This is a genomic window from Pseudomonas sp. Leaf48 (genome assembly GCF_001421885.1).
Classification (GTDB): domain Bacteria; phylum Pseudomonadota; class Gammaproteobacteria; order Pseudomonadales; family Pseudomonadaceae; genus Aquipseudomonas.
The window spans coordinates 15,202-35,827 of sequence record NZ_LMLH01000017.1; the positions used below are offsets into that span (position 1 = coordinate 15,202).

Annotated in this window: 17 protein-coding genes and 4 tRNA genes; all 21 read right to left on the reverse strand. The window is 55.7% G+C overall.

What is annotated here, in order from left to right; all coding sequences use genetic code 11:
- Window position 1: 1 nt before the first annotated feature.
- Window positions 2-637, reverse strand: coding sequence for a 50S ribosomal protein L3 (gene rplC, locus ASE98_RS13780; RefSeq protein ID WP_003186059.1), 636 nt, complete (start codon window positions 635-637; stop codon window positions 2-4).
- 80 nt (window positions 638-717) lie between these two features.
- Window positions 718-1,029, reverse strand: a complete 312-nt coding sequence (rpsJ, locus tag ASE98_RS13785) for a 30S ribosomal protein S10 (protein WP_003186070.1) — start codon at window positions 1,027-1,029, stop codon at window positions 718-720.
- Between the two features lie 158 nt (window positions 1,030-1,187).
- Window positions 1,188-2,381 (reverse strand): elongation factor Tu, encoded by a 1,194-nt coding sequence (gene tuf / locus ASE98_RS13790; RefSeq protein ID WP_060541894.1) that lies wholly within the window; start codon window positions 2,379-2,381, stop codon window positions 1,188-1,190.
- Window positions 2,382-2,412: 31 nt separating this feature from the next.
- Entirely contained in the window at window positions 2,413-4,518 is a 2,106-nt protein-coding gene (gene fusA / locus ASE98_RS13795) for an elongation factor G (protein WP_060541895.1), read from the reverse strand.
- Between the two features lie 30 nt (window positions 4,519-4,548).
- Complete coding sequence (gene rpsG / locus ASE98_RS13800; RefSeq protein ID WP_002555493.1) at window positions 4,549-5,019, reverse strand: 30S ribosomal protein S7; 471 nt, start codon at window positions 5,017-5,019, stop codon at window positions 4,549-4,551.
- A gap of 118 nt (window positions 5,020-5,137) precedes the next feature.
- Window positions 5,138-5,509, reverse strand: a complete 372-nt coding sequence (gene rpsL / locus ASE98_RS13805) for a 30S ribosomal protein S12 (protein ID WP_002555494.1) — start codon at window positions 5,507-5,509, stop codon at window positions 5,138-5,140.
- Window positions 5,510-5,725: 216 nt separating this feature from the next.
- Window positions 5,726-9,925 (reverse strand): DNA-directed RNA polymerase subunit beta', encoded by a 4,200-nt coding sequence (gene rpoC / locus ASE98_RS13810; RefSeq protein WP_060541896.1) that lies wholly within the window; start codon window positions 9,923-9,925, stop codon window positions 5,726-5,728.
- Window positions 9,926-9,989: 64 nt separating this feature from the next.
- Window positions 9,990-14,063: a DNA-directed RNA polymerase subunit beta gene (gene rpoB / locus ASE98_RS13815; protein ID WP_007984407.1), complete on the reverse strand. Its 4,074-nt coding sequence runs from the start codon at window positions 14,061-14,063 to the stop codon at window positions 9,990-9,992.
- A 220-nt stretch (window positions 14,064-14,283) separates the two neighbouring features.
- Window positions 14,284-14,649, reverse strand: a complete 366-nt coding sequence (gene rplL, locus ASE98_RS13820; RefSeq protein WP_060541897.1) for a 50S ribosomal protein L7/L12 — start codon at window positions 14,647-14,649, stop codon at window positions 14,284-14,286.
- 78 nt (window positions 14,650-14,727) lie between these two features.
- Complete coding sequence (gene rplJ / locus ASE98_RS13825; protein ID WP_060541898.1) at window positions 14,728-15,228, reverse strand: 50S ribosomal protein L10; 501 nt, start codon at window positions 15,226-15,228, stop codon at window positions 14,728-14,730.
- A 198-nt stretch (window positions 15,229-15,426) separates the two neighbouring features.
- Complete coding sequence (gene rplA / locus ASE98_RS13830) at window positions 15,427-16,122, reverse strand: 50S ribosomal protein L1 (protein WP_042561348.1); 696 nt, start codon at window positions 16,120-16,122, stop codon at window positions 15,427-15,429.
- Window positions 16,122-16,553 carry a 50S ribosomal protein L11 gene (gene rplK / locus ASE98_RS13835; RefSeq protein ID WP_003176435.1) on the reverse strand — a complete coding sequence of 144 codons (432 nt, stop codon included), beginning with the start codon at window positions 16,551-16,553 and terminating at the stop codon, window positions 16,122-16,124. Before rplK ends, rplA begins: the two co-directional genes overlap by 1 nt.
- Before the next feature lie 117 nt (window positions 16,554-16,670).
- Window positions 16,671-17,204: a transcription termination/antitermination protein NusG gene (gene nusG / locus ASE98_RS13840; RefSeq protein ID WP_007984405.1), complete on the reverse strand. Its 534-nt coding sequence runs from the start codon at window positions 17,202-17,204 to the stop codon at window positions 16,671-16,673.
- A gap of 9 nt (window positions 17,205-17,213) precedes the next feature.
- Complete coding sequence (secE, locus tag ASE98_RS13845; RefSeq protein WP_060541899.1) at window positions 17,214-17,582, reverse strand: preprotein translocase subunit SecE; 369 nt, start codon at window positions 17,580-17,582, stop codon at window positions 17,214-17,216.
- 45 nt (window positions 17,583-17,627) lie between these two features.
- Window positions 17,628-17,703: transfer RNA gene (locus ASE98_RS13850), tRNA-Trp, on the reverse strand.
- Window positions 17,704-17,874: 171 nt separating this feature from the next.
- Window positions 17,875-17,950: transfer RNA gene (locus tag ASE98_RS13855), tRNA-Thr, on the reverse strand.
- Between the two features lie 26 nt (window positions 17,951-17,976).
- A tRNA-Gly gene (locus ASE98_RS13860) sits at window positions 17,977-18,050 on the reverse strand.
- Window positions 18,051-18,073: 23 nt separating this feature from the next.
- A tRNA-Tyr gene (locus ASE98_RS13865) sits at window positions 18,074-18,158 on the reverse strand.
- Between the two features lie 142 nt (window positions 18,159-18,300).
- Window positions 18,301-18,741 carry a hypothetical protein gene (locus ASE98_RS13870; protein WP_060541900.1) on the reverse strand — a complete coding sequence of 147 codons (441 nt, stop codon included), beginning with the start codon at window positions 18,739-18,741 and terminating at the stop codon, window positions 18,301-18,303.
- 7 nt (window positions 18,742-18,748) lie between these two features.
- On the reverse strand, window positions 18,749-19,498 hold the full coding sequence (locus ASE98_RS13875) for a pantothenate kinase (RefSeq protein ID WP_060541901.1): 750 nt from the start codon (window positions 19,496-19,498) through the stop codon (window positions 18,749-18,751).
- Entirely contained in the window at window positions 19,488-20,447 is a 960-nt protein-coding gene (gene birA / locus ASE98_RS13880; RefSeq protein WP_060541902.1) for a bifunctional biotin--[acetyl-CoA-carboxylase] ligase/biotin operon repressor BirA, read from the reverse strand. Before birA ends, ASE98_RS13875 begins: the two co-directional genes overlap by 11 nt.
- Window positions 20,448-20,626: the final 179 nt, after the last annotated feature.

Genomic DNA, 20,626 nt, shown 5'->3' on the forward strand with positions numbered 1-20,626 from the left:
CTTAACCGCGAGCCTTGGCTGCTGGACGTACAACCAAGTTGCCGCCAGTAGCGCCAGGAACAGCGCCCTTGACCAACAACAGATTGCGTTCAGCGTCCACGCGCACTACTTCGAGGGACTGCACGGTCACGCGCTCAGCGCCCATATGACCGGACATTTTTTTGCCCTTGAATACACGACCAGGAGTCTGGCACTGGCCGATAGAGCCTGGAACGCGGTGGGATACGGAGTTACCGTGGGTGTTATCTTGCCCGCGGAAATTCCAACGCTTGATCGTACCCTGGAAGCCTTTACCCTTGGACTGACCGGTTACATCAACCAGTTGACCAGCGGCGAAGATTTCAGCGTTGATCAGATCGCCGGCCTGGTACTCGCCTTCTTCAAGGCGGAATTCCATTACGGTACGACCAGCGGCAACGTTCGCTTTAGCGAAGTGGCCAGCCTGAGCTGCTGTTACACGCGAAGCACGACGCTCGCCGACAGTGACTTGCACTGCACGATAGCCATCGGTCTCTTCAGTTTTGAACTGGGTGACGCGATTCGGCTCGATCTCAATGACCGTGACCGGAATGGAGACACCTTCTTCGGTGAAAATACGGGTCATACCGCATTTACGACCGACTACACCAATAGTCATGTTGTAAACCTCATGAGTGTACGGGGCTTTCACCCGCTATGGCCGCCCATTTCAGAGCGTTACACGACTAAGACCGAGTCTTAGCCGAGGCTGATCTGCACTTCCACACCGGCCGCAAGATCAAGCTTCATAAGAGCATCAACGGTTTTATCCGTTGGCTGGACGATGTCCAGAACGCGCTTATGAGTACGGATCTCGTACTGGTCACGCGCGTCTTTGTTGACGTGCGGGGAGACCAGAACGGTGAACCGCTCTTTACGGGTAGGCAGTGGAATTGGACCACGCACTTGAGCACCAGTACGTTTCGCGGTTTCCACGATTTCCTGGGTTGATTGGTCGATCAGGCGATGGTCGAAAGCCTTCAACCTGATACGGATTTGCTGATTTTGCATTGGATTTCAGACTCCGGCTGCTATTCCCACCGGGCGCAATACGCCCGTTAAAAGGAGGCGCAATTCTATAGACGCCCCAGATGGGTGTCAACCCAATAAAAAAGGCCCCCGCTGAGCGGGGGCCTTTTCAAAACATCAAAGCTATCTCGGTGAAGAGATTACTCGATGATTTTAGCTACAACGCCAGCACCAACGGTACGGCCGCCTTCACGGATAGCGAAGCGCAGACCGTCTTCCATTGCGATGGTTTTGATCAGGGTAACAGTCATCTGAATGTTGTCACCTGGCATTACCATTTCAACGCCTTCTGGCAGCTCGCAGTTACCAGTCACGTCAGTAGTACGGAAGTAGAACTGTGGACGGTAGCCTTTGAAGAACGGAGTGTGACGACCGCCTTCTTCCTTGCTCAGAACGTAAACTTCTGCGGTGAACTTGGTGTGCGGCTTAACCGAACCTGGCTTAACCAGAACCTGGCCACGCTCAACGTCGTCACGCTTGGTACCACGCAGCAGAACGCCGCAGTTCTCGCCAGCACGACCTTGGTCGAGCAGCTTGCGGAACATTTCAACACCGGTGCAGGTGGTGGTGGTGGTGTCACGCAGACCAACGATTTCCAGTGGGTCTTGAACGTTTACAACGCCACGCTCGATACGACCGGTAACAACGGTACCGCGACCGGAGATCGAGAACACGTCTTCGATTGGCATCAGGAACGGCTTGTCGATAGCGCGCTCTGGCTCTGGGATGTAGCTGTCCAGAGTTTCAACCAGCTTCTTGACGGCAGTGGTGCCCATCTCGTTGTCGTCCAGGCCTTCCAGAGCCATACGAGCCGAACCGATGATGATTGGAGTGTCATCGCCCGGGAAGTCGTAGGTGGACAGCAGGTCGCGAACTTCCATCTCAACCAGTTCCAGCAGCTCAGCGTCGTCTACCAGGTCGGCCTTGTTCAGGAAAACCACGATGTACGGAACGCCTACCTGACGGGACAGCAGGATGTGCTCACGGGTTTGTGGCATCGGACCATCAGCGGCCGAGCAAACCAGGATAGCGCCGTCCATTTGAGCAGCACCGGTGATCATGTTCTTCACATAGTCAGCGTGACCTGGGCAGTCAACGTGAGCGTAGTGACGGATCTTCGAGTTGTACTCAACGTGCGCGGTGTTGATGGTGATACCGCGAGCTTTTTCTTCTGGTGCGCTGTCGATCTTGTCGAAGTCAACACGAGCCGAACCGAAAACTTCGGAGCAGACGCGAGTCAGAGCAGCGGTCAGAGTGGTTTTACCGTGGTCAACGTGACCGATGGTGCCAACGTTGACGTGCGGAAGGGAACGATCAAATTTTTCTTTAGCCACGACAATTAACTCCTAGCCTAAAGGGGCTGAATCAGCCTTGTTTTTTGGTAACAGTTTCGACGATGTGCGACGGAGCTGTATTGTATTTTTTGAATTCCATAGAGTAGCTTGCGCGACCCTGGGACATCGAACGAACGTCGGTCGCATAACCGAACATCTCGCCCAACGGAACTTCAGCACGGATAACCTTACCGGAAACCGTATCTTCCATACCCAGAATCATGCCGCGACGACGGTTAAGGTCGCCCATCACGTCACCCATATAGTCTTCAGGCGTAACAACCTCTACCGCCATGATCGGCTCAAGCAGCTCACCACCGCCCTTCTGGGCCAGTTGCTTGGTCGCCATGGAAGCAGCCACCTTAAACGCCATCTCGTTCGAGTCGACGTCGTGGTAGGAACCATCAAACACGGTAGCCTTCAGGCCGATCAGCGGATAGCCGGCAACAACGCCGTTCTTCATCTGCTCTTCGATACCCTTCTGGATAGCCGGGATGTATTCCTTAGGAACCACACCACCCACTACTTCGTTCACGAATTGCAGACCTTCCTGACCTTCGTCAGCAGGAGCAAAACGGATCCAGCAATGGCCGAACTGGCCACGACCGCCGGACTGACGAACGAACTTGCCTTCGATTTCGCAGTTCTTCGTGATGCGCTCACGATACGAAACCTGAGGCTTACCGATGTTGGCTTCGACGTTGAACTCACGGCGCATCCGGTCAACCAGGATGTCCAGGTGCAGCTCGCCCATGCCAGAGATGATCGTTTGACCAGTCTCTTCATCAGTCTTGACGCGGAAAGACGGGTCTTCCTGAGCAAGCTTGCCCAGAGCGATACCCATTTTTTCCTGGTCATCCTTGGTCTTAGGCTCTACGGCAACCGAGATAACCGGCTCCGGGAAGTCCATGCGAACCAGGATGATTGGCTTGTCAGCGTTGCAGAGGGTTTCACCAGTGGTGACGTCCTTCATGCCGATCAGGGCCGCGATGTCGCCAGCGCGTACTTCCTTGATCTCTTCACGGGCGTTTGCGTGCATTTGCACCATACGACCCACGCGCTCTTTCTTGCCTTTAACCGAGTTGATCACGCCGTCGCCGGAGGCCAATACGCCCGAGTAAACGCGGACGAAGGTCAAGGTACCCACGAATGGGTCGGTAGCGATCTTGAACGCCAGAGCCGAGAACGGCTCGTTGTCGTCCGCGTGACGCTCCATCTCTTCTTCCTCGTTATCAGGGTTGGAACCCTTGATAGCAGGAATGTCGACAGGAGCCGGCAGGTAGTCGATAACGGCGTCGAGAACCAGGGGAACGCCCTTGTTCTTGAAGGAAGAACCGCAAACAGCCAGGACGATTTCGCCAGCGATAGTACGCTGACGCAGAGCGGCCTTGATTTCCTCGATGGTGAGTTCTTCACCTTCCAGGTACTTGTTCATCAGCTCTTCGCTGGCTTCGGCAGCAGCCTCAACCATGTTGCTGCGCCACTCTTCAGCCAGTTCCTGCAGTTCAGCAGGGATAGCTTCGCGACGTGGAGTCATGCCCTTGTCAGCATCGTTCCAGTAAACCGCTTCCATGGTCATCAGATCGATCTGACCCTGGAAGTTGTCTTCGGAACCGATAGCCAACTGGATTGGCACTGGAGTGTGGCCCAGACGCTGCTTGATCTGAGCGATCACGCGCAGGAAGTTAGCACCGGCACGGTCCATCTTGTTCACGTAAACAATACGTGGAACGCCGTACTTGTTGGCTTGACGCCATACGGTTTCGGACTGCGGCTCGACGCCGGAAGTACCACAGAACACAACGACAGCGCCGTCGAGTACACGCAGGGAACGTTCAACTTCAATGGTGAAGTCTACGTGGCCCGGGGTATCGATGACGTTGAAGCGGTATTGGTCTTTGTGCTGCTTGGCGGAACCCTGCCAGAAGGCGGTAATGGCAGCAGAAGTAATGGTAATACCACGCTCCTGCTCCTGCACCATCCAGTCAGTGGTCGCAGCGCCATCATGCACTTCGCCCATCTTGTGGCTTTTGCCAGTGTAAAAAAGGACGCGCTCGGTGGTGGTGGTTTTACCAGCATCCACGTGAGCAACGATACCAATGTTACGGTAGCGGTTAATCGGTGTAGTACGAGCCATAAAGCCCTCGCAAAATTAGTGACGCTAAAATTAGAAGCGGTAGTGCGAGAAAGCCTTGTTGGCTTCAGCCATACGGTGCACGTCTTCACGCTTCTTAACTGCAGCACCTTTACCTTCGGCGGCGTCCAGCAGTTCGCCAGCCAAACGCAGAGCCATAGACTTCTCGCCGCGCTTGCGGGCGAAGTCTACCAACCAGCGCATTGCCAGAGCGTTACGACGGGACGGACGAACTTCAACCGGAACCTGGTAAGTAGCACCGCCTACACGGCGCGACTTTACTTCGACCAGCGGAGCGATGGCGTCGAGAGCTTTCTCGAAGATTTCCAGGGGGTCGCTGTTCTTGCGTTCTTTAACCTTTTCCAGCGCGCCATAAACGATACGCTCGGCAACGGCTTTCTTGCCGCTTTCCATCACGTGGTTCATGAACTTGGCCAGGATTTGGCTTCCGTATTTTGGATCGTCAAGCACTTCGCGCTTGGCTGCTACGCGTCTTCTTGGCATGGATAAGCCCTCAAACGGTCTTCAGGTTCGCTCGGAATCGGTGCCCTTGCGGGACGCCTCCGACCTTACTCTTATCGACTCAGAAAAATAGAAAATCAGTTTTTACAAAAAGCCGCTACTACTTAGGCTTCTTGGTACCGTACTTCGAACGACCCTGGTTACGACCTTTAACGCCGGAAGTATCCAGAGAACCGCGTACGGTGTGGTAACGAACACCTGGCAAGTCTTTTACACGACCGCCGCGGATCAGTACCACGCTGTGCTCTTGCAGGTTGTGGCCTTCACCGCCGATGTACGAGGAAACCTCGAAACCGTTGGTCAGGCGCACACGGCATACTTTACGCAGTGCCGAGTTAGGTTTTTTCGGCGTGGTGGTGTACACACGGGTGCACACGCCACGGCGTTGCGGGCAGTTCTGCAGCGCAGGCACGTCGGATTTCTCGACGATACGCTTACGCGGCTGACGTACCAGCTGGTTGATAGTTGCCATCTACTAGCTCCACTGTTGTCTTGCGACGCTATTGTCTTGCAAGAAAAGCAAAATGGCAGGAACGAATTCCCGCCAAATTTAGGGGTACAAGAGTCTAAAGAGGATCTTGTCCCCAGTCAAGGCAAGGCCCCGACCTCCCCGCTCATCCAACCTCGACAAATTGTCTCGATTCGATGAACGGTGCGACCGGGGCCCCACGCTCATTTACCGCAGAACTCAGTTACCGCTCGAGTTCAGCGCTTCGGTCAGTGCAGCTTCCACTTCACTGGCGCTTACGCGCAACGGCTTGTCTGCATCACGACGACGCTTACGCTCGCTGTGATAAGCCAGGCCGGTACCAGCCGGGATCAGACGACCCACGACCACGTTTTCTTTCAGGCCGCGCAGGTAGTCGCGCTTGCCGGTTACCGCCGCTTCGGTCAGTACGCGAGTGGTTTCCTGGAAGGAAGCCGCCGAGATGAACGATTCGGTGGACAACGACGCCTTGGTGATACCCAGCAGAACGCGAGTGAACTTGGAGACAAACTTGTCTTCGCCGCTCAAACGCTCGTTCTCTACCAGAACGTGAGTCAATTCCATCTGGTCGCCCTTGATGAAACTGGAATCGCCGGATTCAGCGATTTCAACTTTACGCAGCATCTGACGCAGGATGGTCTCGATGTGCTTGTCGTTGATCTTCACGCCTTGCAGACGGTAAACGTCCTGGATCTCGTTGACGATGTACTTGGCCAGCGCACTCACACCCAGCAGACGCAGGATGTCGTGTGGATCGCTTGGACCGTCGGAGATAACTTCGCCGCGGTTTACCTGTTCGCCTTCGAACACGTTCAGGTGACGCCACTTCGGAATCAGCTCTTCGTACGGATCACTACCGTCGTTCGGGGTGATAACCAGACGGCGCTTGCCTTTGGTCTCTTTACCGAACGCGATGGTGCCGCTGACTTCAGCCAGAATCGACGCTTCTTTCGGACGACGAGCTTCGAACAAGTCGGCAACACGCGGCAGACCACCGGTGATGTCACGAGTCTTCGAAGTTTCTTGCGGGATACGAGCGATAACATCACCGATCGCGATCTTCGCACCGTCCGCTACACCGACCAGGGCGTTGGCTGGCAGGAAGTACTGAGCGATAACGTCAGTGCCTGGCAGCAACAGATCCTTGCCGTTGTCGTCGACCATCTTCACGGCAGGACGGATGTCCTTGCCAGCAGCTGGACGATCTTTGGCGTCGAGTACTTCAATGTTGGTCATACCGGTCAATTCGTCAGTCTGACGCTTGATCGTGATGCCTTCTTCCATGCCCACGTAGGTCACGGTACCTTTCATTTCGGTAACGATCGGGTGAGTGTGCGGATCCCACTTGGCCACGATTGCGCCAGCGTCGACCTTGTCACCTTCTTTAACCGAAATCACGGCACCGTACGGCAGCTTGTAACGCTCGCGCTCACGACCGAAGTCATCAGCGATGGCCAGCTCACCGGAACGGGACACAGCAACCAGGTGACCATCCACTCGCTCAACGTGCTTCAAATTGTGCAGACGGACGGTGCCGCCATTCTTCACCTGAACGCTGTCGGCTGCGGAGGTCCGGCTTGCCGCACCACCGATGTGGAACGTACGCATCGTCAGCTGGGTACCCGGCTCACCGATCGACTGTGCAGCGATTACGCCGACAGCTTCACCGATGTTCACCTGGTGACCGCGAGCCAAGTCACGGCCGTAGCACTTGGCGCAAATGCCGTAGCGGGTTTCGCAGCTGATCGGCGAGCGAACAATCACTTCGTCGATGCTGTTGAGTTCGATGAACTCGACCCACTTCTCGTCTACCAGGGTGCCAGCAGGAACGATGATGTCCTCGGTACCTGGCTTGAATACGTCACGGGCGATAACACGACCCAATACGCGTTCACCCAACGGCTCTACAACGTCACCGCCTTCAATGTGCGGTGTCATCAACAGACCGTGTTCGGTGCCGCAATCGATCTCGGTTACAACCAGATCTTGCGCCACGTCTACCAGACGACGAGTCAGGTAACCGGAGTTCGCAGTTTTCAACGCGGTATCCGCCAGACCCTTACGAGCACCGTGAGTAGAGATGAAGTACTGAAGTACGCTCAAACCTTCACGGAAGTTCGCAGTAATCGGCGTTTCAATGATGGAACCGTCCGGCTTGGCCATCAGGCCACGCATACCGGCCAGCTGACGAATCTGTGCTGCGGAACCCCGCGCACCAGAGTCAGCCATCATGTACATCGAGTTGAAGGATTCCTGGTCGACTTCGACGCCATGACGGTCGATGACTTTCTCTTTCGAGAGGTTGGCCATCATCGCCTTGGAGACTTCGTCGTTCGCTTTCGACCAAAGGTCGATCACTTTGTTGTACTTCTCGCCCTGGGTTACCAGGCCGGAGGCGTACTGACTTTCGATCTCTTTCACTTCGTCGGTGGCAGCACCGATGATGCGGGCTTTTTCATCCGGGATAACGAAGTCGTTAACACCGATGGAAACGCCGGAAATGGTCGAGTAAGCGAAACCGGTGTACATCAACTGGTCAGCGAAGATCACGGTCTCTTTCAAACCAACCACGCGGTAGCACTGGTTGATCAGCTTGGAGATCGCCTTTTTCTTCATTGGCAGGTTGACGACGTCGTAGGACAGACCTTTTGGCACAACCTGATACAGCAACGCACGGCCGACAGTAGTGTCGACGATACGAGTGCCGCTCACGCTGCCACCGTCACGGTCGTTGACGGTTTCGTTGATCCGCACTTTGACCTTGGCGTGCAGTGCGGCTTCGCCGGCACGGAACACACGGTCAACTTCCTGCAGATCCGCGAACACACGACCTTCGCCCTTGGCGTTGATCGCTTCACGAGTCATGTAGTACAGACCCAATACAACGTCCTGCGACGGAACGATGATTGGCTCACCGTTGGCTGGCGACAGAATGTTGTTGGTCGACATCATCAACGCACGCGCTTCGAGCTGGGCTTCCAGCGTCAGCGGTACGTGCACGGCCATTTGGTCGCCGTCGAAGTCGGCGTTGTACGCGGCGCAGACCAGAGGGTGCAACTGGATAGCCTTACCTTCGATCAGTACCGGTTCAAACGCCTGGATACCCAGACGGTGAAGGGTCGGTGCACGGTTGAGAAGAACCGGGTGTTCGCGAATCACTTCAGCGAGAACGTCCCAAACTTCCGGCAGCTCGCGCTCGACCATCTTCTTGGCAGCTTTGATGGTGGTCGCGAGACCACGCATTTCCAGCTTGCCGAAAATGAACGGCTTGAACAGCTCGAGAGCCATTTTCTTCGGCAGACCGCACTGGTGCAGACGCAGGGTTGGACCTACGGTAATTACCGAACGACCGGAGTAGTCAACACGCTTACCGAGCAAGTTCTGACGGAAACGACCTTGCTTACCCTTGATCATGTCAGCCAGGGATTTCAGAGGACGCTTGTTGGAACCGGTGATAGCGCGGCCACGACGACCGTTGTCGAGCAGTGCGTCGACGGCTTCCTGCAACATACGCTTTTCGTTGCGCACGATGATGTCCGGAGCGGACAGATCCAGCAGGCGCTTCAAACGGTTGTTACGGTTGATCACTCGACGATACAGATCGTTGAGGTCGGAAGTCGCGAAGCGACCGCCATCCAGCGGGACCAGTGGACGCAGATCTGGCGGCAGAACCGGCAGAACGGTCAGCACCATCCACTCTGGCAGGTTGCCGGAACCCTGGAAGGCTTCCATCAACTTCAGACGCTTGGACAGCTTCTTGATCTTGGTTTCGGAGTTGGTTTGCGGAATCTCTTCACGCAGACGGCCAATCTCGTGTTCCAGGTCGATAGCGTGCAGCAGTTCACGGACAGCTTCAGCACCCATGCGGGCGTCGAAGTCATCACCGAACTCTTCCAGCGCTTCGAAGTACTGCTCGTCGTTGAGCAGCTGACCTTTTTCAAGGGTGGTCATGCCTGGATCGATAACGACATAGCTCTCGAAGTAGAGAACGCGTTCGATATCACGCAGGGTCATGTCCATCAGCAAGCCGATACGCGACGGCAGCGATTTCAGGAACCAGATGTGGGCAACTGGCGAGGCCAGTTCGATGTGCGCCATGCGCTCACGACGAACTTTTGCCAGCGCGACTTCAACGCCGCACTTCTCGCAGATCACACCACGGTGCTTCAAGCGCTTGTACTTACCGCACAGGCACTCGTAATCCTTTACCGGGCCAAAGATCTTGGCGCAGAACAGGCCGTCACGCTCAGGTTTGAACGTACGGTAGTTGATGGTTTCCGGCTTTTTAACTTCACCGAACGACCACGAACGGATCATCTCAGGCGATGCCAATCCAATACGGATGGCGTCGAACTCTTCGACTTGACCCTGGTTTTTCAGCAAATTCAGTAGGTCTTTCAAGGCCTTTCCTCCTGGCGGAGCAGAGAGCGGGCAATCCTGCCCCGCTCTCGATTCGCGTCACGTGTTATTCGGTTTCCAGATCGATATCGATGCCGAGGGAACGAATTTCCTTGATCAACACGTTGAAGGACTCGGGCATGCCCGGCTCCATACGGTGATCGCCATCCACGATGTTTTTGTACATCTTGGTACGGCCGTTCACATCGTCCGACTTCACTGTGAGCATTTCTTGCAGAGTGTAAGCGGCACCGTATGCTTCCAGTGCCCAGACCTCCATCTCCCCGAAACGCTGACCACCGAACTGCGCCTTACCACCCAGCGGCTGCTGGGTAACCAGGCTGTACGAACCGGTAGAACGAGCGTGCATCTTGTCGTCTACCAAGTGGTTCAGCTTCAGCATGTACATGTAGCCAACGGTAACCGGGCGCTCGAACTTGTTGCCGGTACGGCCGTCGGTCAGCTGCATCTGGCCGCTTTCTGGCAGGTCTGCCAGTTTCAGCATGGCCTTGATTTCGCTTTCCTTGGCACCGTCGAACACTGGAGTGGCCATTGGAACGCCGCCACGCAGGTTTTGAGCCAGATCCAGGATTTCCTGGTCGGAGAAGTCATCGAGGCTTTCCTGACGACCGCCGATCTCGTTATAGATCTCGTGCAGGAATTTACGCAGCTCGGCAACTTTACGCTGCTCTTCAACCATGCGGTTGATCTTCTCGCCCAGGCCCTTGGCCGCGAGGCCCAGGTGGGTTTCAAGGATCTGACCAACGTTCATACGCGAAGGTACGCCCAACGGGTTGAGGACGACGTCGACCGGGGTGCCATTGGCATCGTGCGGCATGTCTTCAACCGGCATGATCACGGAGACCACACCTTTGTTACCGTGACGACCGGCCATCTTGTCGCCCGGCTGGATGCGACGACGGATTGCCAGGTAAACCTTGACGATTTTCAGCACGCCTGGAGCCAGGTCATCGCCCTGCTGCAGTTTGCGCTTCTTGTCTTCGAACTTGTCGTCCAGCAGACGGCGGCGATCAACGATGTAGGCCTGGGCCTTCTCGAGCTGCTCGTTCAGAGCGTCTTCAGCCATGCGCAGTTTGAACCACTGGCCGTGCTCAAGACCGTCGAGTACTTCGTCGGTGATGTCCTGGCCTTTCTTCAGACCGGCGCCGCCTTCGGCTTTGTGGCCGACCAGAGCGGAACGCAGACGTTCGAAAGTAGCACCTTCAACGATACGGAACTCTTCGTTGAGGTCCTTGCGGATCTCGTCCAGCTGGGACTTCTCGATCGACAGTGCACGAGCATCACGCTCAACGCCGTCGCGGGTGAAGACCTGTACGTCGATGACAGTACCCTTGGTACCGGTAGGTACGCGCAGGGAAGTGTCTTTAACGTCGCTGGCTTTCTCACCGAAGATCGCACGCAGCAGTTTTTCTTCCGGAGTCAGTTGGGTCTCGCCTTTCGGAGTGACCTTACCAACCAGGATGTCGCCTGCGCCTACTTCAGCACCTACATAAACGATACCGGCTTCGTCCAGCTTGTTCAGTGCAGCTTCACCCACGTTCGGGATGTCCGCAGTGATTTCCTCTGGGCCAAGCTTGGTGTCACGGGCCACACAGGTCAGTTCCTGGATGTGGATCGTGGTGAAACGGTCTTCTTGAACAACGCGTTCAGACAGGCAGATGGAGTCTTCGAAGTTGAAGCCGTTCCATGCCATGAAGGCGATGCGCATGTTCTGACCCAGCGCCAGTTCACCCATGTCGGTGGACGGGCCGTCGGCCATGATGTCGCTACGCTGGACCCGATCACCTTTACGCACCAGCGGACGCTGGTTGATGCAGGTGTTCTGGTTGGAGCGGGTGTATTTGGTCAGGTTGTAGATGTCGACACCGGCTTCACCGGTTTCAACTTCGTCATCAGCAACACGAACCACGATACGGCTGGCGTCGACAGAGTCGATCACGCCGCCACGACGAGCCACGACGCAAACGCCGGAGTCACGGGCTACGTTACGCTCCATGCCGGTACCTACCAGCGGCTTGTCAGCGCGCAGGGTTGGTACAGCTTGACGCTGCATGTTCGAACCCATCAACGCACGGTTGGCGTCGTCGTGCTCGAGGAACGGAATCAGCGACGCTGCGACCGAAACTACCTGCTTCGGCGAGACGTCCATCAAGGTGACGTCTTCCGGCGCCTTGACGGTGAATTCGTTCAAGTGACGAACAGCTACCAGCTCGTCGATCAGGACTTTCTTGTCGTTCATCGTGGCCGAAGCCTGAGCGATCACGTGATCAGCTTCTTCGATGGCAGACAGGAATACGATCTCGTCGGTGACCAGAGCGTCTTTCACCACACGGTACGGGCTCTCAAGGAAGCCGTACTGGTTGGTGCGCGCATAAGCCGCCAGGGAGTTGATCAGACCGATGTTCGGACCTTCCGGCGTTTCGATCGGGCATACACGACCGTAGTGAGTCGGGTGTACGTCACGAACTTCAAAGCCGGCGCGCTCACGAGTCAGACCGCCAGGGCCGAGTGCAGAGACACGACGCTTGTGGGTGATCTCGGACAGCGGGTTGTTCTGGTCCATGAACTGGGACAGCTGGCTGGAACCGAAGAACTCTTTCACCGCTGCAGCCACTGGCTTGGCGTTGATCAGGTCTTGCGGCATCAGGCCTTCGCTTTCAGCCATCGACAGACGCTCTTTGACCGCACGCTCAACACGTACCAGGCCAACGCGGAACTGGTTCTCGGCCATTTCGCCTACGCAGCGAACACGACGGTTACCCAGGTGGTCGATGTCATCGACGATGCCTTTACCGTTACGGATGTCGACCAGAGTCTTCAGTACCGCGACGATGTCTTCCTTGCACAGCACGCCCGAACCTTCGATCTCGGTACGACCGATACGACGGTTGAACTTCATCCGGCCGACCGCAGACAGGTCATAGCGCTCAGGGCTGAAGAACAGGTTGTTGAACAGGGTCTCGGCAGCGTCTTTGGTAGGCGGCTCGCCTGGACGCATCATGCGATAGATCTCGACCAGCGCTTCCAATTGGTTGCTGGTGGAATCGATCTTCAATGTGTCGGAGACGAACGGACCGCAGTCGATATCGTTGGTGTACAGAGTTTCGATGCGAACAACTTGAGCCTTGGCGATTTTGGCCAGGATCTCGGTGTTCAGCTCGGTGTTGCACTCTGCCAGGATTTCGCCGGTTGCCGGGTGCACGATGACCTTGGCGGTTGTGCGACCCAGGACGTAGTCCAGAGGCACATCCAGCTCTTTGATCCCGGCCTTTTCCAGCTGGTTGATGTGGCGAGCGGTGATACGACGACCCTGCTCGACAATAACCTTGCCTTTGTCATCCTGGATATCGAGGACAGCGATTTCACCGCGCAGGCGCTGAGGCACCAGCTCCAGGCTCAGGGTCTCGCCCTTCACGTGGAATACGTTGGTGGTGTAGAACGCGTCCAGCACTTCTTCAGTGGTATAGCCGAGCGCACGCAGCAGTACCGATGCAGGCAGCTTGCGACGACGGTCGATACGCACGAACACGCAGTCTTTCGGGTCGAACTCGAAGTCCAGCCACGAACCGCGGTAAGGAATGATGCGCGCGGAGTACAGCAGTTTACCGGAGCTGTGCGTCTTGCCACGGTCGTGGTCGAAGAACACGCCCGGGGAACGGTGCAGCTGGGAAACGATTACACGCTCGGTACCGTTGATTACGAAGGTACCGTTTTCAGTCATCAGTGGGATTTCGCCCATGTAGACTTCTTGCTCTTTGATGTCCTTGATCGCTTTGTTCGACGATTCTTTGTCGAAAATGATCAGGCGCACTTTTACCCGCAAAGGTACGGCGTAAGTTACACCGCGCAATACGCATTCTTTGACATCAAATGCCGGTTCGCCCAGGCGATAACCGACGTACTCCAGCGCAGCATTGCCGGAGTAGCTGATGATCGGGAAAACGGATTTGAAGGCCGCATGCAGGCCCACGTCGCGGAACTGATCTTTAGTCGCTCCCGCTTGCAAGAATTCACGATACGAATCCAGCTGGATGGCCAGGAGGTACGGCACATCCATGACGTCCGGCAACTTGCTAAAGTCCTTGCGGATACGTTTTTTCTCAGTATATGAGTAAGCCATCAGCGTTCCCCAGCTTGGTCACCTGCTTGTTTGGCCCCTCCCGACGGGAGCAGCCAGAAAATCGTGCAAACCCCATGGTTTGCGCCACCGCATCGGGTGGTTACAGCTCGTTACCGGCACCGACCCAGTCGGCTGCCAATAACGGAAAAAGGCCGGTGGCAAGAGCCACCAGCCATCAGCCTGTCGCTTAACGCTCGGGCTGGAAACGCAAAGTCGATGCTTACTTCAGCTCGACTTTAGCGCCTGCTTCTTCCAGAGCTGCTTTGGCTTTGTCAGCTGCGTCTTTGGCAACAGCTTCCAGAACCATGGCAGGAGCGCCGTCAACTACAGCCTTGGCTTCTTTCAGGCCCAGACCGGTCAGTTCACGTACTGCCTTGATCACGTTTACTTTCTTCTCGCCAGCTTCGGTCAGCATGACGTTGAATTCGGTTTGCTCTTCAGCAACGGCAGCAGCAACAGCTGGACCAGCCGAAGCAGCAGCAGCGGAAACGCCGAATTTTTCTTCGAAAGCTTTGATCAGCTCAACAACCTGCAGAACCGACATTTCAGCTACGGCGTTGAGGATATCTTCTTGGGAGATAGACATTACTGTATTTCCTGAATTGGGGGACGGCCTACGCGGCCATCGAAATAAACAAAAATACGCGAGAGAAAGTGCTCAGCCTTAGGCTGCGGCAGCTTCTTTTTGCTCGCGAACTGCAGCCAGAGTACGAGCCAGCTTGCTGGTAGCGCCTTGAATCACGCTCATCAGCTGCGAAATGGCTTCGTCGCGGGTCGGCAGTGTTGCCAGTACGTCGATTTGGTTAGCTGCGAGGAACTTGCCCTCGAACGCAGCTGCCTTGATCTCGAACTTGTCCTGACTCTTGGCGAACTCTTTGAACAAACGGGCAGCAGCGCCTGGATGATCCTTGGAGAACGCGATCAGAGTCGGGCCGGTGAACACGTCGTTGAGGACACTGTATTCAGTGTCAGCAACAGCGCGCTTGAGCAGGGTGTTACGTACAACACGTACGTATACGCCAGCTTCACGAGCCTCTTTACGGAGTCCGGTCATTGCGCCTACTGTCACACCACGGGCATCAGCCACGACAGCGGACAGAGCGACTTTGGCAGCCTCGTTGACTTCAGCGACGATGGCCTTCTTGTCTTCGAGATTAATTGCCACGGGTTTAACTCCTGCTTGTTACCGTTTCATCTGGCCGGAGCCGGATGTCGTTTTGGTGTCTGATTCGGTAAGGAACCGGGAGCACCATCTGCGTAGGCTTGTGGTTTAAGACTTGCGCCGCCTACGGTCTTGGATAGCCCCCGCCAGGCAGGGACCCCAATTTTTCAATTGGCGCAATCGCTTGCGCCAACCTGTGTCTTACGCGTCGAGCGAGCTTTGATCGATGATCAGACCTGGGCCCATAGTGGTGCTCAGGGTGACGCGCTTGACGTAAATGCCTTTCGAGGAAGCTGGCTTGATACGCTTCAGATCAGCGATCAGGGCTTCAACGTTTTCCTTCAGCTTGACGGCGTCGAAGCCCATCTTGCCAACGGAAGTGTGGATGATGCCGTTTTTGTCGGTGCGATAACGAACCTGACCAGCCTTGGCGTTTTTAACCGCGGTAGCTACGTCTGGAGTCACGGTACCAACTTTAGGGTTAGGCATCAGACCACGTGGACCGAGGATCTGACCCAACTGACCTACAACGCGCATTGCATCCGGGGATGCGATAACTACGTCATAGTTCAGGTCGCCGCCTTTCATTTCGGCAGCCAGGTCGTCCATACCTACACGGTCAGCGCCGGCAGCCAGAGCGGCCTCAGCAGCTGGACCCTGGGTGAACACAGCAACGCGAACGGTCTTGCCAGTGCCGTGAGGCAGCACAGTAGCGCTACGAACGACCTGGTCGGATTTACGCGGGTCAACACCCAGGTTTACAGCTACGTCGAACGACTCGCTGAACTTGACAGTCGACAGCTCAGCCAGCAGGGCAGCGGCGTCTACAATGTTGTAGGCCTTGCCTGCTTCGATTTTGCCGGCGATAGCCTTTTGACGCTTGGTCAGCTTAGCCATTACACACCCTCCACGTTAAGGCCCATGCTACGAGCAGAACCGGCGATGGTACGCACGGCTGCATCCATATCAGCTGCAGTCAGATCCGCGTTTTTGGTTTTCGCGATTTCTTCCAGCTGAGCACGAGTCACGGTGCCAACCTTAACGGTGTTCGGACGAGCGGAACCGCTGGTCAGACCGGCCGCCTTCTTCAGCAGAACCGAAGCAGGGGTGGATTTGGTTTCGAAAGTGAAGCTACGGTCGCTGTAGACAGTGATGATCACTGGAGTCGGCAGACCTGGCTCAAGACCCTGGGTACGGGCGTTGAAAGCCTTGCAGAATTCCATGATGTTCACGCCGTGTTGACCCAGAGCAGGACCAACAGGTGGGCTTGGGTTAGCCTGAGCGGCCTTCACTTGCAGCTTGATGTAAGCGGTAATCTTCTTGGCCATGAGGCACTCCAATTACGGGTTCAAACGCCTCGAAAGGCTCCCCGGTTACTTGCGCGTTTATCCCAGTGACGACAAAACCCCACAGCCTATGGCTGCGGGGTTGGGATTTTTGCTCAGCTAGACCTTTTCGACCTGGCTGAACTCTAGCTCTACCGGAGTAGAGCGACCGAAAATGAGCACAGCCACCTGGATGCGGCTCTTTTCGTAGTTAACTTCTTCAACAACACCGGTAAAGTCAGCGAACGGACCGTCATTGACACGCACCGACTCACCCGGCTCGAACAACGTCTTCGGCTTCGGCTTGTCGCTACCATCAGCAACGCGACGCAGAATCGCTTCTGCTTCTTTATCGGTGATTGGCGCAGGCTTGTCAGCGGTACCACCGATGAAACCCATCACCCGAGGCGTGTCCTTGACCAAGTGCCAAGTACCCTCGTTCATATCCATCTGCACCAGCACGTAGCCAGGGAAGAATTTGCGTTCGCTTTTGCGCTTCTGGCCATTGCGCATCTCAACCACTTCTTCAGTGGGGACCAGAATCTCGCCGAAGCCATCTTCCATGCCAGCCAGCTTTACGCGCTCGATGAGCGAGCGCATTACATGCTTCTCGTAACCGGAGTAAGCATGCACAACATACCAACGCTTAGCCACGGGACACCCTTAGCCGACAATCAAGGAAACAAGCCAGCCGAGCAGGGAATCAAGCCCCCACAACAGCAACGCCATAACCAGAACAACAGCCACAACGATCAACGTGGTCTGCGTGGTTTCTTGGCGAGTTGGCCAAACGACTTTACGAATCTCGGTGCGCGCTTCCTTTACAAGAACAAAGAAAGACTTGCCCTTCACTGTCTGCAGGCCTACAAAGGCAGCTACAGCAGCAATCACGAGCAAAGCGAGCACACGGTACAGAATCGGCGAAGCAGAGAAGTACTGATTGCCAACAACGCCAACAGCCACCAAAGCAACTACTACTAGCCACTTGAGCAGATCGAAGCGAGAACCTTGAGCTTCAGCTTTAGGAGTCATCTATGAAGATCCTGTGAAAAGAAAGCCAGACACACCGAGTGAATCTGGCAGGTCAGGAGGGAATCGAACCCCCAACCTACGGTTTTGGAGACCGTCGCTCTGCCAATTGAGCTACTGACCTAAAACAAAATCAGGCCGACCATTATGCAGACCTGAAAAAGACTTTACAACCATTTACTCAATGACCTTGAGCACTCCGCCAGAACCAGGGACTCAGACCACCCCACGAACAACGAAGAACATCCCAGGCCATTAAAACAAAGGCAGATATTTTCATATCTGCCTTGTTATATGGAGCTCTTGAGCGGATTTGAACCGCTGACCTCACCCTTACCAAGGGTGTGCTCTACCAACTGAGCTACAAGAGCGTAACACTGTGCAAAACCTGCAAACTTGGAGCGGGTAGCGGGAATCGAACCCGCATCATCAGCTTGGAAGGCTGAGGTTCTACCACTAAACTATACCCGCGAGGCTTGCAGCTCTCGCTAAAATGGTGGAGGGGGAAGGATTCGAACCTTCGAAGTCGTAGACGTCAGATTTACAGTCTGATCCCTTTGGCCGCTCGGGAACCCCTCCTAAGCGAGCCGGCATTCTACATCATGCCAGCCTTCTGTCAAGCACTTTTCTCAATAAAAACTTGAGGTTAGCTGCGTTGACCCGCTTCACACCGCTTACCGTTTCCGGTGTTCGCTGTGGAGCGGGCGCCATTCTATGCAAACTATTCGAAGGGCGCAACCCCCTCGCAAGGCATTATTTTATGTTTTAACTCATTGAATTCTTTAGAAAGGTTTTGCAGCTGCAGTTCATCCAGCCAGCGCCTGCTTTCGGGGGCGATTCGCACCCAATAACCGGCCGTTTCAGCCCCACTCCGAGGTAGCGACTGGAACTTGACTTCCATCCCGCTCAACCGCCGCTCAACGGCTTGCGCCGCATCCAGACGAACATAGCCCCCCAGATAAAGGCAGCTTGCGTCAGGCAACACAGGCTTGGTTTTTTCCCTGGATGTATCAGCCGCCTCACTCAACAGGCGAATATCCTGCTGAGACCCTTTATACAAGCTCAAAGACGTTACATCCTTGGCGCGCAGAGGGGCCTCCTGTTGATTCCAGATGTAATAGAACCCGTTGAGAACAAGCAGCAGCAGAAACAACCAACGCATAGAAACCTCAGGACAAGGGACAGGCCATAGCCAAACCGACAAACACCAGGTCCGGCACCACCTTGGCACGAGGCACGATCTCGGAAACGAGGTCTGCATCCCCACCGGTGAGGAATACGCTGAAATCCTCACCCCAATAGCTGTGGGCAAGTTCAAGCTGGGTTAGCACGAAACCGCGCAGCATCAACAGGCAGCCACGCTCGACAGCCTCAACAGTGGTACGACCGGGAACCAGACTCTCCAGGGCCTGTTCGGCTGCCAGATCGCCATAACGGATTTTCCGCGTATGAGTGCGCAGCTGATTGCGCATCAATGGCATGCCCGGGCATATGAAACCACCGAGATGCACTCCATCCGCCGCAACGAAATCAGCAGTAACAGCCGTACCGAAGTCGAGCACAAGAGAAGCGCCCCCAGCCAGGTGAAAACCGCCGAGCATTGCCAGCCAGCGATCAAGGCCCAGCCGCTCGAATTCTTCATAGCCATTACGGACACCCGACATCTCGCGGGCCGGTGTCGCGCACACCGCAGATACTCCGAACGCCTCAGCCAACAGACTCGTCAACGCACTGGTCTCATCGGCGGTCCTGACACTAACCAGGCGGCAGAAGGCAAGGGCTAGCCCACTGATAGCCCTTACGCCCTCCAGTAGAGCCAGATCCGAATCAACCACGCCCTCGCCTAACACCTGACGGGCATTGGTAGCGAGCACACGCCACTTGATGAAACTATTTCCGCAGTCGAGCTCAAGAATCATCACGCAACCTCAGGCTCAGCTCGCCACCACTGAAAACTTTCTCCACACCACCCACCTGCAGGCGCAAAGCACCCTGGCTATCGATACCCAGTACCTTGCCATCTATTTGGTTGGCACCCGCAATCAAAGACACGTCTCGCCCTTGCCACAGATGATTTTGCTCCCACTCCGCCTGGATAGCTGAAAAGCCACCGGCCTGATGTCGAGCAAGGTACTTCTCAAGCGTAACCCCCAATGCGGCGACCAGGACATTGCGATCAAACACCTTGCCGGACTCAAGCCGCATGGACGTCCACTGCTGATCAACCTCATCGGTTGCCTGCATATTCACATTTATCCCGATACCGAGAACAACGTGACACACGTCAGCAGGATCCCCCACCAGCTCCAGGAGTATGCCGGCGATCTTTTTCCGCCCCACCAGGACGTCGTTAGGCCACTTCAATCCAGCTCCCGCGATACCCAGGTCACGCAAGGTCTGCAGTGCGGCGAGCCCAACCACAAGACTCAGGCCTTCCAGTTGACGCATACCACCATCGATACGCAGGACAAGGCTGTAATAGACGTTCTCCGCGAAAGGACTTACCCATTTTCGACCGCGTCGACCGCGACCCGCAGTCTGCCGCTCAGCCAGCACCAGAAACGGCGCGGCCCGCCCTTGCTCGATGGCCCGCAGCGCCTGGGCATTGGTAGAGTCAATTGAGTCGAAAGTCAGGACAGGCCAGGCGCAGGAAGGCGCTCGCGCATTTATTGCCGCAGGATCAAGCAGCGCCAACGGCGTGGCCAACTGATAGCCGCGCCCGCGGACCTTATGAATAGACAAACCCAATTCGGCCTCCAGATGCTGAAGCTGCTTCCACACAGCACTGCGACTGACACCCAAGGCTGCGCCTAGGGCCTGGCCCGAATGGAATCGGCCATCTTTAAGAAGCTCTAACAACGTCAGCATGCAACTCTCGCCTCACAATGAGGCCCGCATAATAGCCACGCACCGAGCCATTGCATAGAAATCCCGACAAGCAAACTTTCTCGCGGCCAAAAACAAAACCCCTACCTGCATACGCAGATAGGGGTTTCGGAATTTAATCTTGACGATGACCTACTCTCACATGGGGAAACCCCACACTA